Source organism: Clostridium nigeriense, assembly GCF_900086595.1.
GTDB lineage: Bacteria > Bacillota > Clostridia > Clostridiales > Clostridiaceae > Clostridium > Clostridium nigeriense.
Genome location: NZ_LT575472.1, coordinates 3,347,075 through 3,369,938 on the forward strand (window position 1 = coordinate 3,347,075; position 22,864 = coordinate 3,369,938).

A 22,864-nucleotide genomic window follows, 5' to 3' on the forward strand; every position below is an offset into this window, starting at 1 on the left:
ACCTATTAATTTATTCTCTCATCTATCAGCTAAAAGCTGCAGGATTTAGCACCAAACTTAATAAGATTATTTTTAAGCATATAAAATAAGCCTAAATATCTTATTACAGGTTGCTGGGTTTCACAGGGCCAGTCCCTCCACCACTCTTGATAAGAAACTCAAAAATTTATTAAATTTTCTATTGATACTAATATACATTTATTAGATAAATTTGTCAACAATTATTTTTTAAAATTTAAAACTTATAACTTCTTTTTCTATATTTACCAACTCTGCATCAGTATTTCCTTCAACAAAATTTACTATATTCTCAGCTGTAGAATCAACTTGAGCATTATTTGCACATATACAACTTATTCCAATTATAACACTTTGATGGATATCTTGATTATTAACTTCATTAACAGAGATATTAAATTTATTTTTAAGCTTTTGGATTATACTTCTAACTACCATCCTTTTTTCTTTTAACGAATGAACCCACTCTGCTCTTAAGTTTATAGTCATAACTAATACTTTCATATTATCACCTTTTTACTTATATTATAATACTAAAATTAATAAAAAACAGGGGGAAATTACATTAGTTTTTTCTATCATTAAAGTTTTATCCATTTTTTCTACTTTACTTATAAAATATATATTTGTTTTAATTATATATAATACAGTAGTATTCCTGCTTACAACTGATTCCATTTTGAGGTTCAAACTTTAAAATCACATAAAGCCAAAATAAGTCTATTGCTTTTTTTGCTTTATTTTAGTAAAAATTTATATAAATTTTGGTATTAGTTTTAGAACCGTTAATAAATTTATTAATGTCGTGACTTTATATGTGAGTTGCCATATGTAAAAATACATTTATCAAAAGAATATTGGAATTATTTTCTAAATAATGTTAAAATAATATAAATTAAATGATGAGTATTAGTTATATAATTAATAAAAATATTTGGAGGGACTTATGAAAGTTTGGGAGAAAAAATACAATAATCATCTTATAAGAATTGAAAATTACTGGAATAAGGAAATATTATTAGTTGATGGTGAAGTTCAAGATGAGACATACGGTCTTACATCTAGGGCTAAACTTATTGGGAGATTACCAAGCGGCGAAGATATAAAGGTAAATCTTGGAGGAAATTTCTCTATGGTTTGTATTTTATTTATAGATAACAAAAAAATATCCTTAAGTTAAATATGCTTCATATTAAATTTATATAGAAATTTCATTATTAAAATTAAATGTATAATGTATTTAATACACAGTAAAAAAGGTCAAGCACTGCTTGACCCTTTTAGGTATTATTTTCATTTTTAACACCTGTTGTATAATTTCGTTAAACTATAAATTTCATTAGCTAGTTTATCATTAATATCACTTTCTTTAGCTCTCCATCCCCAATTTCCACCTAAGGTTGATGGAAAATTCATTCTTGCTTCATTTCCAAGTCCTAATAAGTCTTGCATAGTAGTAATGGCTAAATAAGCTCTACTACCCCATACTCCCCTTATAAAACCTCTGGAAATTCCTTCTTCATAGGTTAAATTAAGATATTTCTTTGCTTTTTCAATTTCTTCCTTACTTCCAGTTGAGTTATACCACCCCATAACAGTATCATTATCATGGGTGCCTGTATAGGCTACACAATTTAAAGGATAATTATGAGGTAAATATTCACTATCTTCACCACCAAAAGCAAATTGTAATATCTTCATACCTGGAAATCCTGTATTATTTCTAAGCTCTATTACTTCATCTGTCATAATTCCTAAATCCTCAGCTATAATTTCAACATCTCCAAGTTTTTCTTTTATAGCTTCAAAAAGTTTTATTCCAGGCCCTTTAGTCCACTTCCCATTTTCTGCAGTTTTATCTCCATATGGAACTTCCCAATAGGCGTCAAAGCCCCTAAAATGATCTATTCTAACAACATCATATATTTCCAAACTTTCTCGAACTCTGTCTATCCACCATGAGTACTGATCTGCTTCTATGCTTTTCCAATTATAAATAGGATTTCCCCATAATTGTCCTGTAGTTGAAAATGTATCTGGTGGACATCCAGCTACTGTTATTGGCTTCATATTTTCATCTACATTAAAATATTTAGGATTGCTCCATATATCAGCACTATCTTCTGCTACATAGATAGGTATATCACCTATTATTCTAATACCATTTTTATTAGAATAATCTTTAAGCTTATTCCATTGTTTAAAAAACATATATTGGATAAATATACAGTATTCAATTTCATCTTTAAGAGCTTCTTTATAGTACTTAACAGCACTTGGTTTCCTTAATCTAATATCTTCATCCCATTCATACCAGCTAACTAGTTTAAAATGTTTCTTTACTGCCATATATAGAGCATAATCTTCTAACCAAAAACTATTTGTTATCTTAAATTCTTCTATTTCATTTTCATATTTTCCTTTTGAGTTTTCATAAGCAATTCTTAAAACTTTATTTTTATTTATAAATAATTTATAATAATCTACTTTTTCATCATTTGATCCATAATCTAGATTTACATAATCTTCTTTCTTTAATAAGCCTTCTTCTTCTAATAACTCGAAATCTATAAAATATGGATTACCAGCAAAAGCTGAAAAGCATTGATATGGTGAATCTCCATATCCTGTTTGTCCTAGAGGTAGTATCTGCCAGTATTTTTGTCCACTCTTCTTTAAAAAATCTACAAAGGCAAAGGCTTGCTTTCCAAAAGTGCCTATTCCATACTTTCCAGGTAGTGATGAAACATGCATTAATATTCCACTACTTCTTTCCATGAACTTTACCTCATTTCCTATAAAGCTAAATATTTTTTATTCTTAGTACAACTGTTTTCATAAGAGATTTACAAGCTTATAATTAAGGGTTGTAACTTTACATAATTTATTAATTTAAAACTTATTAACAAAAATTAATTAAGTTTATTTTCCTATCTTAAAGTTAGTTGATTCTCTTGTAACTAGTTCTGTATTTAGAATTACGTGTTTATTGTTTGTCTTATTTGCAATTAAATCTAATAATAAATCAACACTTATTTTTGCCATTTCTACTTTAGGTTGTATTATTGTTGATATAGTAGGATTATAAAATTCACTTATATCCATACCATCAAACCCAATTATAGCTATATCTTTTCCAACAGCTAATCCATTATCTTTTATAGCCTTGGCACATCCAACCGCCATTATATCTGATATTGCAAATATAGCTGTTACCTCGCTATGTTTTTTTATTAATTTATTTGTCTCATCATAAGCTCCTCTGTAATCATAATTACCTAGGATTCTATATTCTTTATTAAATTTAATATTATTATCACTTAAAGCTTTTAAATAACCAGATTCTCTTAAGTGACCAATTCCTATGTCATACTCATCCCCTAGCATTAAAGCTATGTTTTTATGACCACAATCTATTAGGTATTTTGTAGCTGAATAAGCCGACTTTTCATTATCTATTGATACAGATGAAAAGTTTGAAAATTCTTTTCCATATTTATGATTTATAGAAGTTAATACTACTGGTACATTTATATCCTCAAAATCATCATTCTTAACTTCTGTAAAGTTTCCTCCAAGGCATATTACACCTTGTAATCTTTTTTCTTTTATCATTGATATTAAATTATTCATTTCATCATCACTTAAGTAGTCATGATGCTCTAATATCATAGAATATCCAGCTTTAGATATTCTTTTACTTATTGAGTCTAACATTTCAGAGAAAAAAGGATTAAATACACCTTTTATAAGCACACCAATGTTATTTGTATTATTCTTTTTCAAGTTTCTTGCACTATTATTAGGTATATAGTTATTTTCTTTAATAACTTCTAATACTCTTTCCCTAGTTTGCTCTTTAACATCGGGATGATTATTAATTACTCTTGAAACTGTACTAACCCCAACTCCTGCTATTCTTGCAATATCTCTTATGTTAATCATAACTCCCTCCAAGTTTCGACAAAATATTCGGTATCGTTTCCATTATTTTCTATAATTAAATTATAATAACCCCATAAATTATATTATTCTTTTACTGATCCTGAAACTAATCCAGTTGCTATATATTTTTGGAATAACATAAATATTATTACTATTGGTAAAGCTGCCATTACTGCTGCTGATGAATACATAGTCCAGTTTGCAGAGAAATTATTAGTAATAAACTTCTGTAATCCTGTAGTTATAGTTTGAACATTTGCATTTTTTAGTATTGCTGAAGTAAACATAAATTCACTATATGCACCTATGAATGCAAATAAGAATATAACTATTAACATGTTTCTTAATAAAGGTATTATTATTGAAGTAAATACCTTCCAAGTTGATGCACCATCAATATAAGCTGCCTCTACTAGTTCATCTGGAATACCATCTACGGCTCCTTTTAAAAGCCATATATTATAAGCACTTCCTCCAGCTAATATCAATATTAATACCCATGGCCTATTAGTTAAATTATAAGCAAATACTATTCCCATAATTGCTGGTAATGCCATTGTTGCTGGAAACATTTGAAGTATTAATAAACTCATTAAACCATTTTNTTAAAATTAAATGTATAATGTATTTAATACACAGTAAAAAAGGTCAAGCACTGCTTGACCCTTTTAGGTATTATTTTCATTTTTAACACCTGTTGTATAATTTCGTTAAACTATAAATTTCATTAGCTAGTTTATCATTAATATCACTTTCTTTAGCTCTCCATCCCCAATTTCCACCTAAGGTTGATGGAAAATTCATTCTTGCTTCATTTCCAAGTCCTAATAAGTCTTGCATAGTAGTAATGGCTAAATAAGCTCTACTACCCCATACTCCCCTTATAAAACCTCTGGAAATTCCTTCTTCATAGGTTAAATTAAGATATTTCTTTGCTTTTTCAATTTCTTCCTTACTTCCAGTTGAGTTATACCACCCCATAACAGTATCATTATCATGGGTGCCTGTATAGGCTACACAATTTAAAGGATAATTATGAGGTAAATATTCACTATCTTCACCACCAAAAGCAAATTGTAATATCTTCATACCTGGAAATCCTGTATTATTTCTAAGCTCTATTACTTCATCTGTCATAATTCCTAAATCCTCAGCTATAATTTCAACATCTCCAAGTTTTTCTTTTATAGCTTCAAAAAGTTTTATTCCAGGCCCTTTAGTCCACTTCCCATTTTCTGCAGTTTTATCTCCATATGGAACTTCCCAATAGGCGTCAAAGCCCCTAAAATGATCTATTCTAACAACATCATATATTTCCAAACTTTCTCGAACTCTGTCTATCCACCATGAGTACTGATCTGCTTCTATGCTTTTCCAATTATAAATAGGATTTCCCCATAATTGTCCTGTAGTTGAAAATGTATCTGGTGGACATCCAGCTACTGTTATTGGCTTCATATTTTCATCTACATTAAAATATTTAGGATTGCTCCATATATCAGCACTATCTTCTGCTACATAGATAGGTATATCACCTATTATTCTAATACCATTTTTATTAGAATAATCTTTAAGCTTATTCCATTGTTTAAAAAACATATATTGGATAAATATACAGTATTCAATTTCATCTTTAAGAGCTTCTTTATAGTACTTAACAGCACTTGGTTTCCTTAATCTAATATCTTCATCCCATTCATACCAGCTAACTAGTTTAAAATGTTTCTTTACTGCCATATATAGAGCATAATCTTCTAACCAAAAACTATTTGTTATCTTAAATTCTTCTATTTCATTTTCATATTTTCCTTTTGAGTTTTCATAAGCAATTCTTAAAACTTTATTTTTATTTATAAATAATTTATAATAATCTACTTTTTCATCATTTGATCCATAATCTAGATTTACATAATCTTCTTTCTTTAATAAGCCTTCTTCTTCTAATAACTCGAAATCTATAAAATATGGATTACCAGCAAAAGCTGAAAAGCATTGATATGGTGAATCTCCATATCCTGTTTGTCCTAGAGGTAGTATCTGCCAGTATTTTTGTCCACTCTTCTTTAAAAAATCTACAAAGGCAAAGGCTTGCTTTCCAAAAGTGCCTATTCCATACTTTCCAGGTAGTGATGAAACATGCATTAATATTCCACTACTTCTTTCCATGAACTTTACCTCATTTCCTATAAAGCTAAATATTTTTTATTCTTAGTACAACTGTTTTCATAAGAGATTTACAAGCTTATAATTAAGGGTTGTAACTTTACATAATTTATTAATTTAAAACTTATTAACAAAAATTAATTAAGTTTATTTTCCTATCTTAAAGTTAGTTGATTCTCTTGTAACTAGTTCTGTATTTAGAATTACGTGTTTATTGTTTGTCTTATTTGCAATTAAATCTAATAATAAATCAACACTTATTTTTGCCATTTCTACTTTAGGTTGTATTATTGTTGATATAGTAGGATTATAAAATTCACTTATATCCATACCATCAAACCCAATTATAGCTATATCTTTTCCAACAGCTAATCCATTATCTTTTATAGCCTTGGCACATCCAACCGCCATTATATCTGATATTGCAAATATAGCTGTTACCTCGCTATGTTTTTTTATTAATTTATTTGTCTCATCATAAGCTCCTCTGTAATCATAATTACCTAGGATTCTATATTCTTTATTAAATTTAATATTATTATCACTTAAAGCTTTTAAATAACCAGATTCTCTTAAGTGACCAATTCCTATGTCATACTCATCCCCTAGCATTAAAGCTATGTTTTTATGACCACAATCTATTAGGTATTTTGTAGCTGAATAAGCCGACTTTTCATTATCTATTGATACAGATGAAAAGTTTGAAAATTCTTTTCCATATTTATGATTTATAGAAGTTAATACTACTGGTACATTTATATCCTCAAAATCATCATTCTTAACTTCTGTAAAGTTTCCTCCAAGGCATATTACACCTTGTAATCTTTTTTCTTTTATCATTGATATTAAATTATTCATTTCATCATCACTTAAGTAGTCATGATGCTCTAATATCATAGAATATCCAGCTTTAGATATTCTTTTACTTATTGAGTCTAACATTTCAGAGAAAAAAGGATTAAATACACCTTTTATAAGCACACCAATGTTATTTGTATTATTCTTTTTCAAGTTTCTTGCACTATTATTAGGTATATAGTTATTTTCTTTAATAACTTCTAATACTCTTTCCCTAGTTTGCTCTTTAACATCGGGATGATTATTAATTACTCTTGAAACTGTACTAACCCCAACTCCTGCTATTCTTGCAATATCTCTTATGTTAATCATAACTCCCTCCAAGTTTCGACAAAATATTCGGTATCGTTTCCATTATTTTCTATAATTAAATTATAATAACCCCATAAATTATATTATTCTTTTACTGATCCTGAAACTAATCCAGTTGCTATATATTTTTGGAATAACATAAATATTATTACTATTGGTAAAGCTGCCATTACTGCTGCTGATGAATACATAGTCCAGTTTGCAGAGAAATTATTAGTAATAAACTTCTGTAATCCTGTAGTTATAGTTTGAACATTTGCATTTTTTAGTATTGCTGAAGTAAACATAAATTCACTATATGCACCTATGAATGCAAATAAGAATATAACTATTAACATGTTTCTTAATAAAGGTATTATTATTGAAGTAAATACCTTCCAAGTTGATGCACCATCAATATAAGCTGCCTCTACTAGTTCATCTGGAATACCATCTACGGCTCCTTTTAAAAGCCATATATTATAAGCACTTCCTCCAGCTAATATCAATATTAATACCCATGGCCTATTAGTTAAATTATAAGCAAATACTATTCCCATAATTGCTGGTAATGCCATTGTTGCTGGAAACATTTGAAGTATTAATAAACTCATTAAACCATTTTTTCTTCCCCAAAATCTTAACTTAGAAAAGGCAAAGGCTGCTGGCACTGATAATGCTAATTGTACTATAGCTACTATAGTACTAATCATAAGTGAATTTCTAACCCATAATAAAAATTGAGTTTTATCTATAACTCTCTTATAATTTTCTAATGTCCACTCCGCTGGGAAAAAACTTGTTTGTGTAAATGATTGTCCTTTTGCCATTGATGCTGAAATTACAGCTACTATAGGAAATAGAGTTATTACTATCATTATCCATAAAAATATTCTACCAAGCCAAGCAGCTCTTACTTCATCAGGTCTTAACTTTTTCTTATAAACTACTTTCTTACTTGTAGTTGAACTTTTATTTAAATTTATACCTACTTGCATTTTATTCAACCTCCTCAAACTGACCAGATGCTTTCATTTGTACAAATGAAATTGATGCAATTATTATAAATATTATAATACTAAGTGCAGATGCAATCTCAAATCTACCAAATTGCATTGAAAGCTTATAGTTTACTGATGCCAGTATATCTGTAAATCCAGCAAACTGAGTAGTTAATCTTGGTGGATTACCTTGAGTTATTAGATATGCTGAACCAAAATTATTAAAATTAAATGCAAAGGATGAAATTATTAAAGGGTATGATGTTTTAGCTATTGATGGTACTGTAATACTTGTGAACTGCTTCCACTTACTTGCACCATCTACCATTGCAGCTTCATANAGTTTATCATTAATATCACTTTCTTTAGCTCTCCATCCCCAATTTCCACCTAAGGTTGATGGAAAATTCATTCTTGCTTCATTTCCAAGTCCTAATAAGTCTTGCATAGTAGTAATGGCTAAATAAGCTCTACTACCCCATACTCCCCTTATAAAACCTCTGGAAATTCCTTCTTCATAGGTTAAATTAAGATATTTCTTTGCTTTTTCAATTTCTTCCTTACTTCCAGTTGAGTTATACCACCCCATAACAGTATCATTATCATGGGTGCCTGTATAGGCTACACAATTTAAAGGATAATTATGAGGTAAATATTCACTATCTTCACCACCAAAAGCAAATTGTAATATCTTCATACCTGGAAATCCTGTATTATTTCTAAGCTCTATTACTTCATCTGTCATAATTCCTAAATCCTCAGCTATAATTTCAACATCTCCAAGTTTTTCTTTTATAGCTTCAAAAAGTTTTATTCCAGGCCCTTTAGTCCACTTCCCATTTTCTGCAGTTTTATCTCCATATGGAACTTCCCAATAGGCGTCAAAGCCCCTAAAATGATCTATTCTAACAACATCATATATTTCCAAACTTTCTCGAACTCTGTCTATCCACCATGAGTACTGATCTGCTTCTATGCTTTTCCAATTATAAATAGGATTTCCCCATAATTGTCCTGTAGTTGAAAATGTATCTGGTGGACATCCAGCTACTGTTATTGGCTTCATATTTTCATCTACATTAAAATATTTAGGATTGCTCCATATATCAGCACTATCTTCTGCTACATAGATAGGTATATCACCTATTATTCTAATACCATTTTTATTAGAATAATCTTTAAGCTTATTCCATTGTTTAAAAAACATATATTGGATAAATATACAGTATTCAATTTCATCTTTAAGAGCTTCTTTATAGTACTTAACAGCACTTGGTTTCCTTAATCTAATATCTTCATCCCATTCATACCAGCTAACTAGTTTAAAATGTTTCTTTACTGCCATATATAGAGCATAATCTTCTAACCAAAAACTATTTGTTATCTTAAATTCTTCTATTTCATTTTCATATTTTCCTTTTGAGTTTTCATAAGCAATTCTTAAAACTTTATTTTTATTTATAAATAATTTATAATAATCTACTTTTTCATCATTTGATCCATAATCTAGATTTACATAATCTTCTTTCTTTAATAAGCCTTCTTCTTCTAATAACTCGAAATCTATAAAATATGGATTACCAGCAAAAGCTGAAAAGCATTGATATGGTGAATCTCCATATCCTGTTTGTCCTAGAGGTAGTATCTGCCAGTATTTTTGTCCACTCTTCTTTAAAAAATCTACAAAGGCAAAGGCTTGCTTTCCAAAAGTGCCTATTCCATACTTTCCAGGTAGTGATGAAACATGCATTAATATTCCACTACTTCTTTCCATGAACTTTACCTCATTTCCTATAAAGCTAAATATTTTTTATTCTTAGTACAACTGTTTTCATAAGAGATTTACAAGCTTATAATTAAGGGTTGTAACTTTACATAATTTATTAATTTAAAACTTATTAACAAAAATTAATTAAGTTTATTTTCCTATCTTAAAGTTAGTTGATTCTCTTGTAACTAGTTCTGTATTTAGAATTACGTGTTTATTGTTTGTCTTATTTGCAATTAAATCTAATAATAAATCAACACTTATTTTTGCCATTTCTACTTTAGGTTGTATTATTGTTGATATAGTAGGATTATAAAATTCACTTATATCCATACCATCAAACCCAATTATAGCTATATCTTTTCCAACAGCTAATCCATTATCTTTTATAGCCTTGGCACATCCAACCGCCATTATATCTGATATTGCAAATATAGCTGTTACCTCGCTATGTTTTTTTATTAATTTATTTGTCTCATCATAAGCTCCTCTGTAATCATAATTACCTAGGATTCTATATTCTTTATTAAATTTAATATTATTATCACTTAAAGCTTTTAAATAACCAGATTCTCTTAAGTGACCAATTCCTATGTCATACTCATCCCCTAGCATTAAAGCTATGTTTTTATGACCACAATCTATTAGGTATTTTGTAGCTGAATAAGCCGACTTTTCATTATCTATTGATACAGATGAAAAGTTTGAAAATTCTTTTCCATATTTATGATTTATAGAAGTTAATACTACTGGTACATTTATATCCTCAAAATCATCATTCTTAACTTCTGTAAAGTTTCCTCCAAGGCATATTACACCTTGTAATCTTTTTTCTTTTATCATTGATATTAAATTATTCATTTCATCATCACTTAAGTAGTCATGATGCTCTAATATCATAGAATATCCAGCTTTAGATATTCTTTTACTTATTGAGTCTAACATTTCAGAGAAAAAAGGATTAAATACACCTTTTATAAGCACACCAATGTTATTTGTATTATTCTTTTTCAAGTTTCTTGCACTATTATTAGGTATATAGTTATTTTCTTTAATAACTTCTAATACTCTTTCCCTAGTTTGCTCTTTAACATCGGGATGATTATTAATTACTCTTGAAACTGTACTAACCCCAACTCCTGCTATTCTTGCAATATCTCTTATGTTAATCATAACTCCCTCCAAGTTTCGACAAAATATTCGGTATCGTTTCCATTATTTTCTATAATTAAATTATAATAACCCCATAAATTATATTATTCTTTTACTGATCCTGAAACTAATCCAGTTGCTATATATTTTTGGAATAACATAAATATTATTACTATTGGTAAAGCTGCCATTACTGCTGCTGATGAATACATAGTCCAGTTTGCAGAGAAATTATTAGTAATAAACTTCTGTAATCCTGTAGTTATAGTTTGAACATTTGCATTTTTTAGTATTGCTGAAGTAAACATAAATTCACTATATGCACCTATGAATGCAAATAAGAATATAACTATTAACATGTTTCTTAATAAAGGTATTATTATTGAAGTAAATACCTTCCAAGTTGATGCACCATCAATATAAGCTGCCTCTACTAGTTCATCTGGAATACCATCTACGGCTCCTTTTAAAAGCCATATATTATAAGCACTTCCTCCAGCTAATATCAATATTAATACCCATGGCCTATTAGTTAAATTATAAGCAAATACTATTCCCATAATTGCTGGTAATGCCATTGTTGCTGGAAACATTTGAAGTATTAATAAACTCATTAAACCATTTTTTCTTCCCCAAAATCTTAACTTAGAAAAGGCAAAGGCTGCTGGCACTGATAATGCTAATTGTACTATAGCTACTATAGTACTAATCATAAGTGAATTTCTAACCCATAATAAAAATTGAGTTTTATCTATAACTCTCTTATAATTTTCTAATGTCCACTCCGCTGGGAAAAAACTTGTTTGTGTAAATGATTGTCCTTTTGCCATTGATGCTGAAATTACAGCTACTATAGGAAATAGAGTTATTACTATCATTATCCATAAAAATATTCTACCAAGCCAAGCAGCTCTTACTTCATCAGGTCTTAACTTTTTCTTATAAACTACTTTCTTACTTGTAGTTGAACTTTTATTTAAATTTATACCTACTTGCATTTTATTCAACCTCCTCAAACTGACCAGATGCTTTCATTTGTACAAATGAAATTGATGCAATTATTATAAATATTATAATACTAAGTGCAGATGCAATCTCAAATCTACCAAATTGCATTGAAAGCTTATAGTTTACTGATGCCAGTATATCTGTAAATCCAGCAAACTGAGTAGTTAATCTTGGTGGATTACCTTGAGTTATTAGATATGCTGAACCAAAATTATTAAAATTAAATGCAAAGGATGAAATTATTAAAGGGTATGATGTTTTAGCTATTGATGGTACTGTAATACTTGTGAACTGCTTCCACTTACTTGCACCATCTACCATTGCAGCTTCATAATAAACTTCTGGTATTGCTGACAATGATCCAAGGCAAACATTCATCATATATGGAAATCCAAGCCATATATTAACAATTAATATACTTATTCTTGCTAGGTTAGGATCTGTTAACCATTTAATAGGTTCACTGATTAAATTTAATTGCATTAATACATTATTTATCTGTCCATAACTTCCATTAAAAAGCCCTTGGAAAGAAAGAATAGCAACTGTGGCTGGTAACGCCCATGGTAATATTAATATTCCTTTATAAAATCCTCTTTCTCTTATATTTGGATTATTTAAAACTAAGGCTAATATTAATCCTAATAAAAAACATCCAAGAGTTGATACCAACGCAAAAACCATTGTCCATCCGAATACTGGTAAGAATGTATCTTTAAAAGGTCCTGTTAAAACTTCTTTAAAGTTATCTAAGGCTACAAAATTTATTTCACCTTTGGAGTACTGAGTATAATCTGTAAAAGCATAATATATTGTTGATATTATTGGCATTATTGTAAATATACATATTGAAATAAGTGCTGGTGCTAAAAAATAATAAGCTTTATGACTTTTACTCTTCATGCCCATATAAAATCCCCCTTTATTTTATATAGAGATAGGTTTTAAAAACCTATCTCTAATTGCTAGATTTATTATTTTATTTGTTTTATACCTTCTTTAACTTGCTCAACCATGTTCTTTCCTGCTGTAGCAGCATCAATTTGTCCAGAAGTTAATAACTTTAAGTTATTAGCAGCTGGTTCCCACATAGCTTGAACTTCTACTATATTAGGCATTGGGTAAGCAACTTTAGCTTGTTCCATGAATACCTTAGTATATTCGTCTTCAACTACGTAATCTTTAGCTACAGGAATTCTGCTACCAGTCTTATAAACTATATCTTGTCCCTTATTAACAAACTCTTCCATAAGCTTCCATGCTAAATCTTTATTCTTAGAATTTTCATTAACAATTGCAGATTGAACACCTAAGAAAGTTTGAGGAGCATTTCCACCTAATGTTGGCATTGGAATTACACCAAAGTTAATTCCTGCTTCTTTAGCACCTGAAACATCCCATGGACCTGAGAAATAGAATCCTGCTTTTCCTGAAGTAAATTCACCTTTAGCTATATCCCCAGTAATATCTGCAGCCATTAATTTATCTTTATTTACTAAATCAGTGATAAATTGAAGTCCCTTTACAGCGCCTTCATTTCCAAGTCCTATATCACTTGAATCTAATGTACCATTATTATTCTTATATACATAACCACCATTAGCTGCTAAAAATGCATATGAGAAGTAGAAATCATTAATATTATAAACAAAGCCAACTTCTTTAGCTTTTGCAACTAAATCTTCCATAGTTTTTGGAACTTCTTTAACTAAATCCTTATTATAGAACATTGATGTTGTTTCTTGTGCAAATGGAACTGCATAAACCTTACCATCTATAGTAACAGCATCAACTACAGCTTCTGATGTATATTTATCAGCTGAAACCATTCCTGAAGGAACTTCTGCTGTAACTCCAGCTTTTTGGAATGTTCCCAAATTATCATGTGGAACTCCTAACATTATATCTGGACCGTTATCACTTTGAGCTGCTTGTATCATTTCTTGGAATTTTCCTTGGTCTTCAACAACATTAACTTCAACATTGTTTTCTTCTCCCCAAGCTTTAGCAACTTTTTCAAATTCTTGAACTTCATTAGTAGTAAAGTGAGACCAAACTGTTAATGTCTTCTTTTCAGCTGAAGTAGAATTTCCATCTCCACCCTTACTTCCACAACCAACAAATGCAGTTGTTGTAATTACACCAGCAATTAAAATTGCTAATAATTTTGAACTTTTTACCATAATAAATTCCTCCCAAAATCTAATTTATATCTTTATATTATAAACCCCTTAGGTTTATCAACTTATTGATAACATTTTCAGGTATCCTTACCGGTACCGTTTCCATAATAGACTACAATTTATTACTATAAATTGCTTCTTTCCAAAGTAAAAACAAAATTTTAAACTCTATTGCTTCATTAAAATTAGATATATCATAATTAATTAGTTTTTTAATCTTATCTATTCTATAAAACAGTGTATTTCTATGAATATATAGCTTGTCCGCAGATTCACTAACCTTAAGACCTTCACTAAAAAATATTTCTATAGTTTTTATAAGTTCACTATCTAATTTTGAAAACAAATCATTATAATGCTTATATGCTCTACTTATTTCTTCATTTCCTGCATTATTAACCATCTTTTCAAGTAATAAAGAATTTTCACTATATACCTTTGATGCTAAATCATATTTTAAACAAATTCCTATATTTCCCTTTAAGTATTCGAATCTTTCTTTAAGCTCTTTGTATTCATTTATTTTGCAATAAGTAATATATAATTTTTCCGTAATACTTTTTCTTATTAATTTAAATAAATCATTAATTTTCTCATTGCTAATATCATTTTTACTTATAATTAAAATATATTCCTCTTGATTTACTACTATACTTTCTTCCTCTAAATATTTATCCTTTATTAAATTCAAAACACTTGTGTGTTTTTCTTCTAAATAAAGTAATATTAATTTAAAAGGCTTGTACTTAATAACTTCTTTTAAAATATCATCTGAAAATTCTCTTCCCTTTAAAATATCTAGTATAATTTCTTCCTTGGACTTTACTGCATTACTTAATTCTTGTTCTAAAAAACATTTTAATAAACTTATACAATTACTATAATTCTCATAAGTTTCTAATAATAATTCCTCTGTAGGAATATTAATAACACTGCTTATTATTTTAGAATTATTTCCTTGAAGAAAATTTGCTAATACAGTTCCATCTTTTTCACTTAGTTTGAAGGGAATTTGAATTTCCTCACTTATTTTCTTAAAGGAGTTTTTTAACCCATACATAAGCTCCCTCCGTAAAATTCTTTTGACACTGAAACAGGTAACGTTTCCAAAAACCTTAAAAATAAAATTTATTTTTATTTTTAACTTTTATTTGTCTTTATATTTCAATTATATTCCTGCAATCGTTTTAATTCAATAGTATTTTTGCACAATTCAGACATTTATTTTTGTATAATGTTACAAAACTGCTATAAGAATAAAAAAGATGAGTATATTCATCTTTTTTATTCTTATATTTACTTTAATTATTTCATTTTTTTAATGGCTTTTTTCATATCATTAATCATTGAAGCAAAATTTTCTTTAACGTCTCCACCTATATCTTCAACTTTGTCTATTAACTCAGATATTTCATCTGCTATTTCTTCAGTTAATCTACCTGATTTAACATGCTTATATAGCTTTTTCATTTTCTTTTCTATTTCTTCCATACCCATATTTTACACCTCCTAACTAGTTATATTATTATATTTAACCTTTAATAAATATTTATACTAGCTAGAGATATAAATGTAACTATTTTAGCTATTACTGAAATTAAAATTTTTTATATTTTTTTATTTTCTTAATATTAATGCTTTTAGCTATCCTAATTGTAAGTAAAGCAGATATAATCCCTAATAATATTCCACCAATTATATCTGATGGATAGTGAACAAATAAATATAACCTTGAAAATGCAATTAAAGTAGCTAGACTATAAGATATATATTTCCATTCCTTTATATAATACCCTATAACAACAGCAGCTGCAAAAGAAGATGCAGTGTGTCCAGATGGAAATGAAAAGGAGGTTGGTGGATTAATTATTATATTTATATTAGGATATGTTATAAAGGCTCTTGGCCTTTGTACTATATTTTTTATAATTCCTTCTCCTATTATTGCATTTATTAGCAAAGCCAATAATAATATAAAACCTACTTTTCTATATTTTTTTTGAATCAATAATATTATTCCAATTGCTATCCATATGAAACCTTTATCACCTAAAGAAGTTATAAATACCATAAGCTTATCCATAAATGGATTAGAAAAGCTATCTCTTATAAAATATAAAATTCCTATATCTAAATTATTAAAAAAATTTACCATATTATCCTCTTCCCTTAATATTTATATTCATCTAGTAATTATATATTTATTATATTATTAATACAAGAATCCCAAAACAAAAAATACGCTTATATAAGTTTTCTTATTATATATCTTTCACTAATATCATAGAAGAATTAACATGTTATAATAAAAACAAAGAAAGGCTATTAGAGTTTATTAAATCTCTTAATAGCCTTAAGTTATTGTTTGAAACAGATATTATTTCATTTTTATTTCTTTATTCATTTCAATTAGCTCAATTGCTATATCTTTAATAGTTTCTGCACTCATAAGTTGATCTTCTGCATGCATTATTATTAAAGAAAATTCTAACTTTTTGCCACTAGCTTCATTTTGAATTAAACCAGAATGGGCATGATGTCCTTCTAATAAAAATCCTTTAGCTTCTTCCACCTTATTTTCTGCCTCTTCAAAATTTCCTTCCCTAGCTTCTCTTATTGCTTCCATAGCTAAAGATTTAGCCATTCCCACATTGCTTATTATTTGAAAAGCTACTAATTCTAGTTCATCCATTTTACTACATTCTCCTAAACTTTATTTTTAAACACTTTCTGTATTTGATGTTAAATCTTCTTCATACATCTTCTTAGCAGCTTTATTAGATGCTATAACAAATGGAGCATATATAATTACACTAACAGCTAAACATACAAAGCCTACTACAAACCCCATGAAGTTTCCACCAGTTCCTAAGAAAGGAATAAGTGGTCCAGGAGTTGTCCATGGAACAGAATATGCAATAGGTGGAATTAGTTTTATCATCATTGCACCCCAACCTATTAAAACATTAACTATTGGCACTAATAAGAATGGAATTATAAATATTGGGTTTAAAACTATAGGTAAACCAAATATTACTGATTCATTAATATTAAATAATCCAGGTCCTATTGATAATTTAGCTATATCCTTTTGGTCCTTCATTTTTGAGAATATAAAAATAGCAATAACTAATCCAAGAGTACAACCTGATCCACCATAGTTAGCAAATCCATCTACTAAAGCCCAAGTTGTTGGGAATGGAGCTCCCCAAGCTGTTCCATTAGCTTGTGCAAAAGCTAGATTAGCAGCATTTGCTTCTGCAAACATAGTGTCTCTTACAGCTGCAATAGTATTAGGTCCATGAATACCCATTATCCATAATAAATTTGATACTAAAGTCATAACTACTACTGATAAAATATTATCTCCAAGTTTAGTTAATGGTTTTTGCAATAAATTATAAACTAGAGTATGAATTCCTCCACCATTTGTAACTTTTAATAATATGAAGTTTACTATTGAGAATCCAATAGTTACTATAATTATTGGTAATAAAATCTTAAAAGTTCTAGATACAGCTGGAGGTACTTGTTCAGGCATTTTAATTTCTAGCTTTGGTGATTTAGAAAGTTTTGATAGAATTTCTCCAACTAATAAACCTACTATAATTGCAACAAATAATCCTTGAGGTCCTAAATATTGAGTTGAAAGCATTCCATTTTCTCCTGCAGGATAGATTATGAAAAATACTGATACTGCAGTAAGTCCTGTTAATAAATCATCTGCACCTAAAGTTCTAGCAAGGTTCCTTGCTATTAAAAATACTATTAAAATTGCTAAAATATCTAATGAACCTTTTAGTACAGGTGCAAATATTGCCTGATAGTCTGCTAAATTTGGTATTAAGTCACCTAAATGAATTAGTTTTGCTATAAATCCATTTGGATCTAGTAAAACAAAGTTTAATAATACCATTAATGAACCTGCCATTGTTAATGGGAAGGTTAAGATAAATGCGTCCCTGATTGCACAAATATGTCTTTGAGAATTTAATTTTGTAGCAACTGGAACAAGTAGTCTTTCTATTCCGTTTTCAAAGCTAGTCATGATACTCATTGTTTTTCCCCCTTATAATTTTTTATTTATTAAATCTCTTGTTAAATTCCAAGAGTTTTTAATACACCTTCTAAAATAGCTTTTCCATTCATAGTTCCATATAATCTCATATCTATAACCTGAACTGGAACTCTTCCCTTGACTAAAGCATCTACTTGTGGCTTTTGGAACCTTACTTGTGGTCCAAGAAGTACAATATCCATTTTGTCTATGACACTTGAACATTCTGAAACTGGTAAAGCCTCAATATGAATTTCTACTCCCTTTTCCTTTGCTGCAGCATTCATTTTATTTACTAAAAGACTTGTTGACATACCAGCTGCACAGACTAATAAAATGTTTTTCATAATATAATCCCTCCTAAATTTATATAACTAAAGGTCTTTACCATTAGTTTCAATAACATTTTTATACCAATAAAAACTATTCTTCTTAATACGCTTTAACTCTTTTTCACTATTCTCATCTCTATCTACATAAACAAAGCCATATCTTTTTTGATATCCATTAAGCCAGCTCAGTAAATCTGTAAAAGACCATGTGCAGTATCCTAAAAGTTCTACTCCATCAGTTACAGCTTGTTTACATGCTAAAATATGATTTTTTATAAATTTAATTCTATATTCATCATTTATAACATCATTTTGCTCTAATTTATCAAACTCACCTAATCCATTTTCCGTTACCAATATAGGAAGCCTATATCTACTATTTATCCTTCTAATTCCTATTCTCAATCCTGTAGGATCTATTTCCCAATCCCAATTTGTCCTTTCTAGATAAGGATTTTTTATTGTTTTAAAGTTACCTGGTATTCCATAATCCTTAGATGTACCTTTTTTTCCTGATGTATTTATTTCTTCAAAATCATTAATCCCATTTATCGGATTTTCCTCTACCGTTTCACTTCTATAATAATTTATACCGATAAAATCCGGCTTTCCCTTTTCTAAAAGTTCTAAATCTCCATCCTCTATTTCTGGAGCTATTCCTTGTTTTTCATAGTAACTTAAAGCAAAGGCAGGATAATTTCCAAAACAATATGCATCCAGCCACCAATGACAATTCATATCTTCTGCATTTTCTCTTGCTAAAACATCTTCTGGTTTGCATGTATAGGCATAATTTGGTGTAAAGGCAAAGCTAGGACCAACCATTCCGTTAGTAACATATTCTCTAAAAGATACTATTGCTTTTGCATTTGCTAAACTTGCAATATGGTTTGCTTTAAGCATCCTTTTTTCATCTTTTACACCAGGTGGATGAATTCCTAACTTATATCCTAAAAGCATAAATACATTTTGTTCGTTAAGAGTTATCCAATATTTAACTTTCCCTCCATATCTTTTATATAAGGTTATACAATAATTGTTAAAATCATCTATTATTTCCCTTGACTCCCACCCCCCGTAAAGATCCTGAAGATATTGTGGTAAATCCCAATGATATATAGTGATAATAGGTTTTATTTTACTTCTTATAAGTTCATCGATTAAATTATCATAAAACTCTAAGCCCTTTTCATTAATCTCTCCCCTACCCTTTGGATAAATTCTACTCCATGAAATAGAAAATCTATAAGCTTTAAGTCCCATCTCTTTCATTAAAGCTATATCTTCCTTATACCTATTATAGTGATCAACTGCAACCTTTCCATTTGTCCCCTTATAGGTTTTCCCTGGAACCTCAGAAAACTTATCCCAAATACTTGGACCCTTACCATCTATATCATAAGCTCCCTCAACTTGATATGCTGCAGAAGCACTTCCCCACAAGAAATCTTCTTTAAAATTATCAAGTTTATCGTAAATCACTTTTACCTCCTCCAATTCTTATTTTTACTAAATTATATATTATTATTTCACTTTTGTAATCGTTTTTAACAGTTAAAAAAACAACTCTGCTAAAGATATAATTTGTCACTTTAAAATAACAATTTGTTCCATTTTTAAGTGTTTTTTATAGGTTTTTTTTATTTTTTTATCTTAAAAATAACAAGGTATTTTTATAGAAAAGTGTATTATTAAAATTAATTTTTTTTCATTTATTTTAAGTAAACCTAATCTCAAATATAGTTATAAAAACAAAAAAGGATAGACTTTCATCTACCCTTTAATTCTTATATAATTTTCTACCTATAGTTTCTATAATATATAATGCCGGAATTTGCGTTGTTATATCATGTTCTTCAGTTTTTTCCTGTTGAACATAATATCCAATATTAATATCTGATATTTTAGCTAATGTAGAATCTTCATTATTAGTAATACTTATTATTTTGCTGCCTTTTCTCTTTAGTCTATTAATATGATCTATTACTGTTGGTGTTTCTCCAGAAACAGAAAATGCAATAGTTACATAATTCTCAGTATATTTGAAATTTAAGGGATAAAATGGATCATCTATATATACAGCATTTTTACCTATTGCAGAAATATATCTAGCTGCATATTTAGAAAGTATTCCTGAAAATCCTATCCCTACAAATATAATTGTATTTGACTTTTCTAATTCATCACAAACTAAATCAATTTTTTTCTTGTACTCTTCACCTTGGGATTTTTTTAGAAAGTCTATTATCATAGATGTATTATCCTTAAGCTCTTTTCCGCCTGATTCTTCTAAATACATTTTAAACTTTATCTTAAACTCTGAGAATCCTTCACAATCTAGTTTCTTACAAAATCTTAAAATAGTTGTTGTTGAAACATGAGCTTCATTTGCTAACTCTCTTATTCTCATATAAATAACTTTATCACTATTTTTCATAATATAGTTATATAATGAAAGCTCAAGTTCATTTAGCCCTTGTATCTTATTATAACTAAACATTCCTACCCTCCTTTAATAGTAATGTTCAGCTATACTTAAACATTCATAGTAATTTTCTAAATAATTCCCCATATACATCACCTATAAATAATAATTTTAAAAATGGCTGAAATCTAATTAGTCAAGACTTCAGCCAAATTAATAGTTCTATTTTAAATGTATTCCCCTCTTGTTTTTATTATGTTCTTATACCAATAAAAAGAGGCTTTTTTCTTCCTATTTAAGTTATCCTTATGATCTACATATATAAATCCATATTGTTTTTTAAATCCATTAAGCCAGCTTAATAAATCTATAACAGACCATGCATAATAACCCTTTATATTAATTCCTTCTTTAATTGCATTCTTAACTGCCTTTAAATGGGCTTCAATAAATTTTATTCTAGGAATGTCCATTATTTCACCTTCAATGATTGGATCCTCGTCTCCTAGTCCATTTTCTGTTATATATATTTTTATATCCCCATATCTTTCTTTTAGCATTCTAAGACCATCTAAAAAAGCTTCAGGTGATACTTCCCATCCCCATTTAGTATAATTTTTATCATCCATTTTTATTGTTCTATAGTAACCATCTAAAGAAGGATTTCCTGGTGCTCCTGTAGAGTTTTCCCTACTTCTTTCTACCATTTCATTTATATTGTTTTTTATAACTCTTTGAGGTTGATAATAATTTAGTCCTATAAAATCATTTTTATCCGAAGCATTCTTAATAATTTCTAACTCCTCATCTGTCCAATCTATATTAACGCCTTTTTTATTAATTTCATCAATAACATACTTAGGATATTCTCCTTTTAATATAGGATCATAATACCAATGCATATCCATAGCATTTGCATGTTTGGCTGCTAATATATTTTCCTCCTTATTATTTGCACTAAAGGCTGGTGAAAAAACATGAGTAATTCCAATTTCACCATACTGTCTTAAACTTTTATATACCTCTACTGATTTTGCATGAGCTAGGAAAACATTATGAGTAGCTTGAAAATATTTATTTACGTCTCCAACTAATGCTGGCGGATGTGCTCCTGATAGATATCCTAAACCACAAAAAACAATTGTTTCATTAAATGTAATCCAACGTTTAACCCTATCTCCAAAAGCTTTATAACATACTTCAGCATATTTTACAAAAGCATCTACAGTTTCTTTGTTAATCCAACCACCTTTTCCCTCTAAAACTTGAGGTAAATCCCAGTGATATAGTGTTACAAAAGGAACTATTCCATACTTTAAACATTCATCAATGATATTATTATAAAACTCTATTCCTTTAGGATTTACTTCACCAACCCCATTTGGAATAATTCTTGGCCAGGAAATAGAAAATCTATAGGATTCTAACCCCATTTCTGCCATTAATTTTATATCTTCTTTATATCTATGATAATGATCAACTGCTATATCACCATTAGTTCCTTCAAAAGTCTTACCTGGTACTTTAGAAAATACATCCCAATTTGATAATCCTTTTCCATCTTCATTCCAAGCACCTTCCACTTGATATGAAGCTGATGCAGCTCCAAATAAAAAATCCTTTGCAAACTTCATTTATTTTTCCTCCCATTTATAAAAATAAG

22 protein-coding genes and 1 riboswitch are annotated in these 22,864 nt (G+C 28.7%); of the genes, 1 reads left to right on the forward strand and 21 read right to left on the reverse strand.

Translation table 11 applies throughout. The features are described 5' to 3' along the window. Positions 1-15 precede the first annotated feature (15 nt). A riboswitch (SAM riboswitch) is annotated at positions 16-156 on the reverse strand. Between the two features lie 72 nt (positions 157-228). Beyond that, positions 229-522, reverse strand: a complete 294-nt coding sequence (locus BN6774_RS15690; RefSeq protein ID WP_066895464.1) for a DUF503 domain-containing protein — start codon at positions 520-522, stop codon at positions 229-231. A 442-nt stretch (positions 523-964) separates the two neighbouring features. Here BN6774_RS15690 and BN6774_RS15695 point away from each other — a divergent pair, with 442 nt between their 5' ends. After that, positions 965-1,198 (forward strand): hypothetical protein, encoded by a 234-nt coding sequence (locus tag BN6774_RS15695; RefSeq protein ID WP_066895466.1) that lies wholly within the window; start codon positions 965-967, stop codon positions 1,196-1,198. Between the two features lie 119 nt (positions 1,199-1,317). On the opposite strand, the gene malQ (BN6774_RS15700) is transcribed toward BN6774_RS15695, so the two are convergent. The 20 genes from malQ (BN6774_RS15700) to BN6774_RS15795 all read right to left on the reverse strand — a co-directional run bounded on the left by malQ (BN6774_RS15700) (position 1,318) and on the right by BN6774_RS15795 (position 22,835). After that, the gene (malQ, locus tag BN6774_RS15700) at positions 1,318-2,796 is read right to left on the reverse strand and encodes a 4-alpha-glucanotransferase (RefSeq protein WP_066895467.1); all 1,479 of its coding nucleotides are present in this window, start codon (positions 2,794-2,796) and stop codon (positions 1,318-1,320) included. A 144-nt stretch (positions 2,797-2,940) separates the two neighbouring features. After that, positions 2,941-3,960, reverse strand: a complete 1,020-nt coding sequence (locus BN6774_RS15705; RefSeq protein ID WP_066896748.1) for a LacI family DNA-binding transcriptional regulator — start codon at positions 3,958-3,960, stop codon at positions 2,941-2,943. 86 nt (positions 3,961-4,046) lie between these two features. Continuing rightward, positions 4,047-4,556, reverse strand: coding sequence for an ABC transporter permease subunit (locus BN6774_RS15710; protein WP_235829628.1), 510 nt, complete (start codon positions 4,554-4,556; stop codon positions 4,047-4,049). Positions 4,557-4,650: 94 nt separating this feature from the next. Beyond that, positions 4,651-6,129, reverse strand: coding sequence for a 4-alpha-glucanotransferase (gene malQ / locus BN6774_RS15715; protein WP_066895467.1), 1,479 nt, complete (start codon positions 6,127-6,129; stop codon positions 4,651-4,653). 144 nt (positions 6,130-6,273) lie between these two features. Next, a complete protein-coding gene (locus BN6774_RS15720) occupies positions 6,274-7,293 on the reverse strand; it encodes a LacI family DNA-binding transcriptional regulator (protein ID WP_066896748.1) in 1,020 nt (339 codons plus the stop codon). A gap of 86 nt (positions 7,294-7,379) precedes the next feature. Beyond that, a complete protein-coding gene (locus BN6774_RS15725) occupies positions 7,380-8,273 on the reverse strand; it encodes a sugar ABC transporter permease (RefSeq protein ID WP_066895469.1) in 894 nt (297 codons plus the stop codon). 1 nt (position 8,274) lies between these two features. Beyond that, positions 8,275-10,050, reverse strand: a complete 1,776-nt coding sequence (gene malQ / locus BN6774_RS15730; protein WP_084767064.1) for a 4-alpha-glucanotransferase — start codon at positions 10,048-10,050, stop codon at positions 8,275-8,277. Positions 10,051-10,194: 144 nt separating this feature from the next. Further along, complete coding sequence (locus BN6774_RS15735) at positions 10,195-11,214, reverse strand: LacI family DNA-binding transcriptional regulator (protein WP_066896748.1); 1,020 nt, start codon at positions 11,212-11,214, stop codon at positions 10,195-10,197. Positions 11,215-11,300: 86 nt separating this feature from the next. After that, positions 11,301-12,194, reverse strand: coding sequence for a sugar ABC transporter permease (locus BN6774_RS15740; RefSeq protein WP_066895469.1), 894 nt, complete (start codon positions 12,192-12,194; stop codon positions 11,301-11,303). 1 nt (position 12,195) lies between these two features. After that, entirely contained in the window at positions 12,196-13,113 is a 918-nt protein-coding gene (locus BN6774_RS15745) for an ABC transporter permease subunit (RefSeq protein WP_066895471.1), read from the reverse strand. A 65-nt stretch (positions 13,114-13,178) separates the two neighbouring features. Next, positions 13,179-14,387, reverse strand: coding sequence for a sugar ABC transporter substrate-binding protein (locus BN6774_RS15750; protein ID WP_066895473.1), 1,209 nt, complete (start codon positions 14,385-14,387; stop codon positions 13,179-13,181). Between the two features lie 112 nt (positions 14,388-14,499). Continuing rightward, positions 14,500-15,447, reverse strand: a complete 948-nt coding sequence (locus BN6774_RS15755) for a PucR family transcriptional regulator (protein ID WP_066895476.1) — start codon at positions 15,445-15,447, stop codon at positions 14,500-14,502. A gap of 245 nt (positions 15,448-15,692) precedes the next feature. After that, positions 15,693-15,884: a hypothetical protein gene (locus BN6774_RS15760; protein ID WP_066895478.1), complete on the reverse strand. Its 192-nt coding sequence runs from the start codon at positions 15,882-15,884 to the stop codon at positions 15,693-15,695. A gap of 100 nt (positions 15,885-15,984) precedes the next feature. Further along, entirely contained in the window at positions 15,985-16,542 is a 558-nt protein-coding gene (locus BN6774_RS15765; protein ID WP_066895480.1) for a phosphatase PAP2 family protein, read from the reverse strand. Between the two features lie 222 nt (positions 16,543-16,764). Then, entirely contained in the window at positions 16,765-17,079 is a 315-nt protein-coding gene (locus BN6774_RS15770; RefSeq protein ID WP_066895482.1) for a PTS sugar transporter subunit IIA, read from the reverse strand. Between the two features lie 27 nt (positions 17,080-17,106). Next, positions 17,107-18,444 (reverse strand): PTS sugar transporter subunit IIC, encoded by a 1,338-nt coding sequence (locus BN6774_RS15775; protein ID WP_066895484.1) that lies wholly within the window; start codon positions 18,442-18,444, stop codon positions 17,107-17,109. 41 nt (positions 18,445-18,485) lie between these two features. Then, positions 18,486-18,791: a PTS sugar transporter subunit IIB gene (locus BN6774_RS15780; RefSeq protein ID WP_066895486.1), complete on the reverse strand. Its 306-nt coding sequence runs from the start codon at positions 18,789-18,791 to the stop codon at positions 18,486-18,488. Positions 18,792-18,818: 27 nt separating this feature from the next. Continuing rightward, entirely contained in the window at positions 18,819-20,258 is a 1,440-nt protein-coding gene (locus BN6774_RS15785; protein WP_066895488.1) for a glycoside hydrolase family 1 protein, read from the reverse strand. A 298-nt stretch (positions 20,259-20,556) separates the two neighbouring features. Then, positions 20,557-21,276, reverse strand: coding sequence for a MurR/RpiR family transcriptional regulator (locus BN6774_RS15790; protein ID WP_066895489.1), 720 nt, complete (start codon positions 21,274-21,276; stop codon positions 20,557-20,559). Positions 21,277-21,428: 152 nt separating this feature from the next. After that, entirely contained in the window at positions 21,429-22,835 is a 1,407-nt protein-coding gene (locus BN6774_RS15795) for a GH1 family beta-glucosidase (RefSeq protein WP_066895491.1), read from the reverse strand. Between the last annotated feature and the right edge of the window lie 29 nt (positions 22,836-22,864).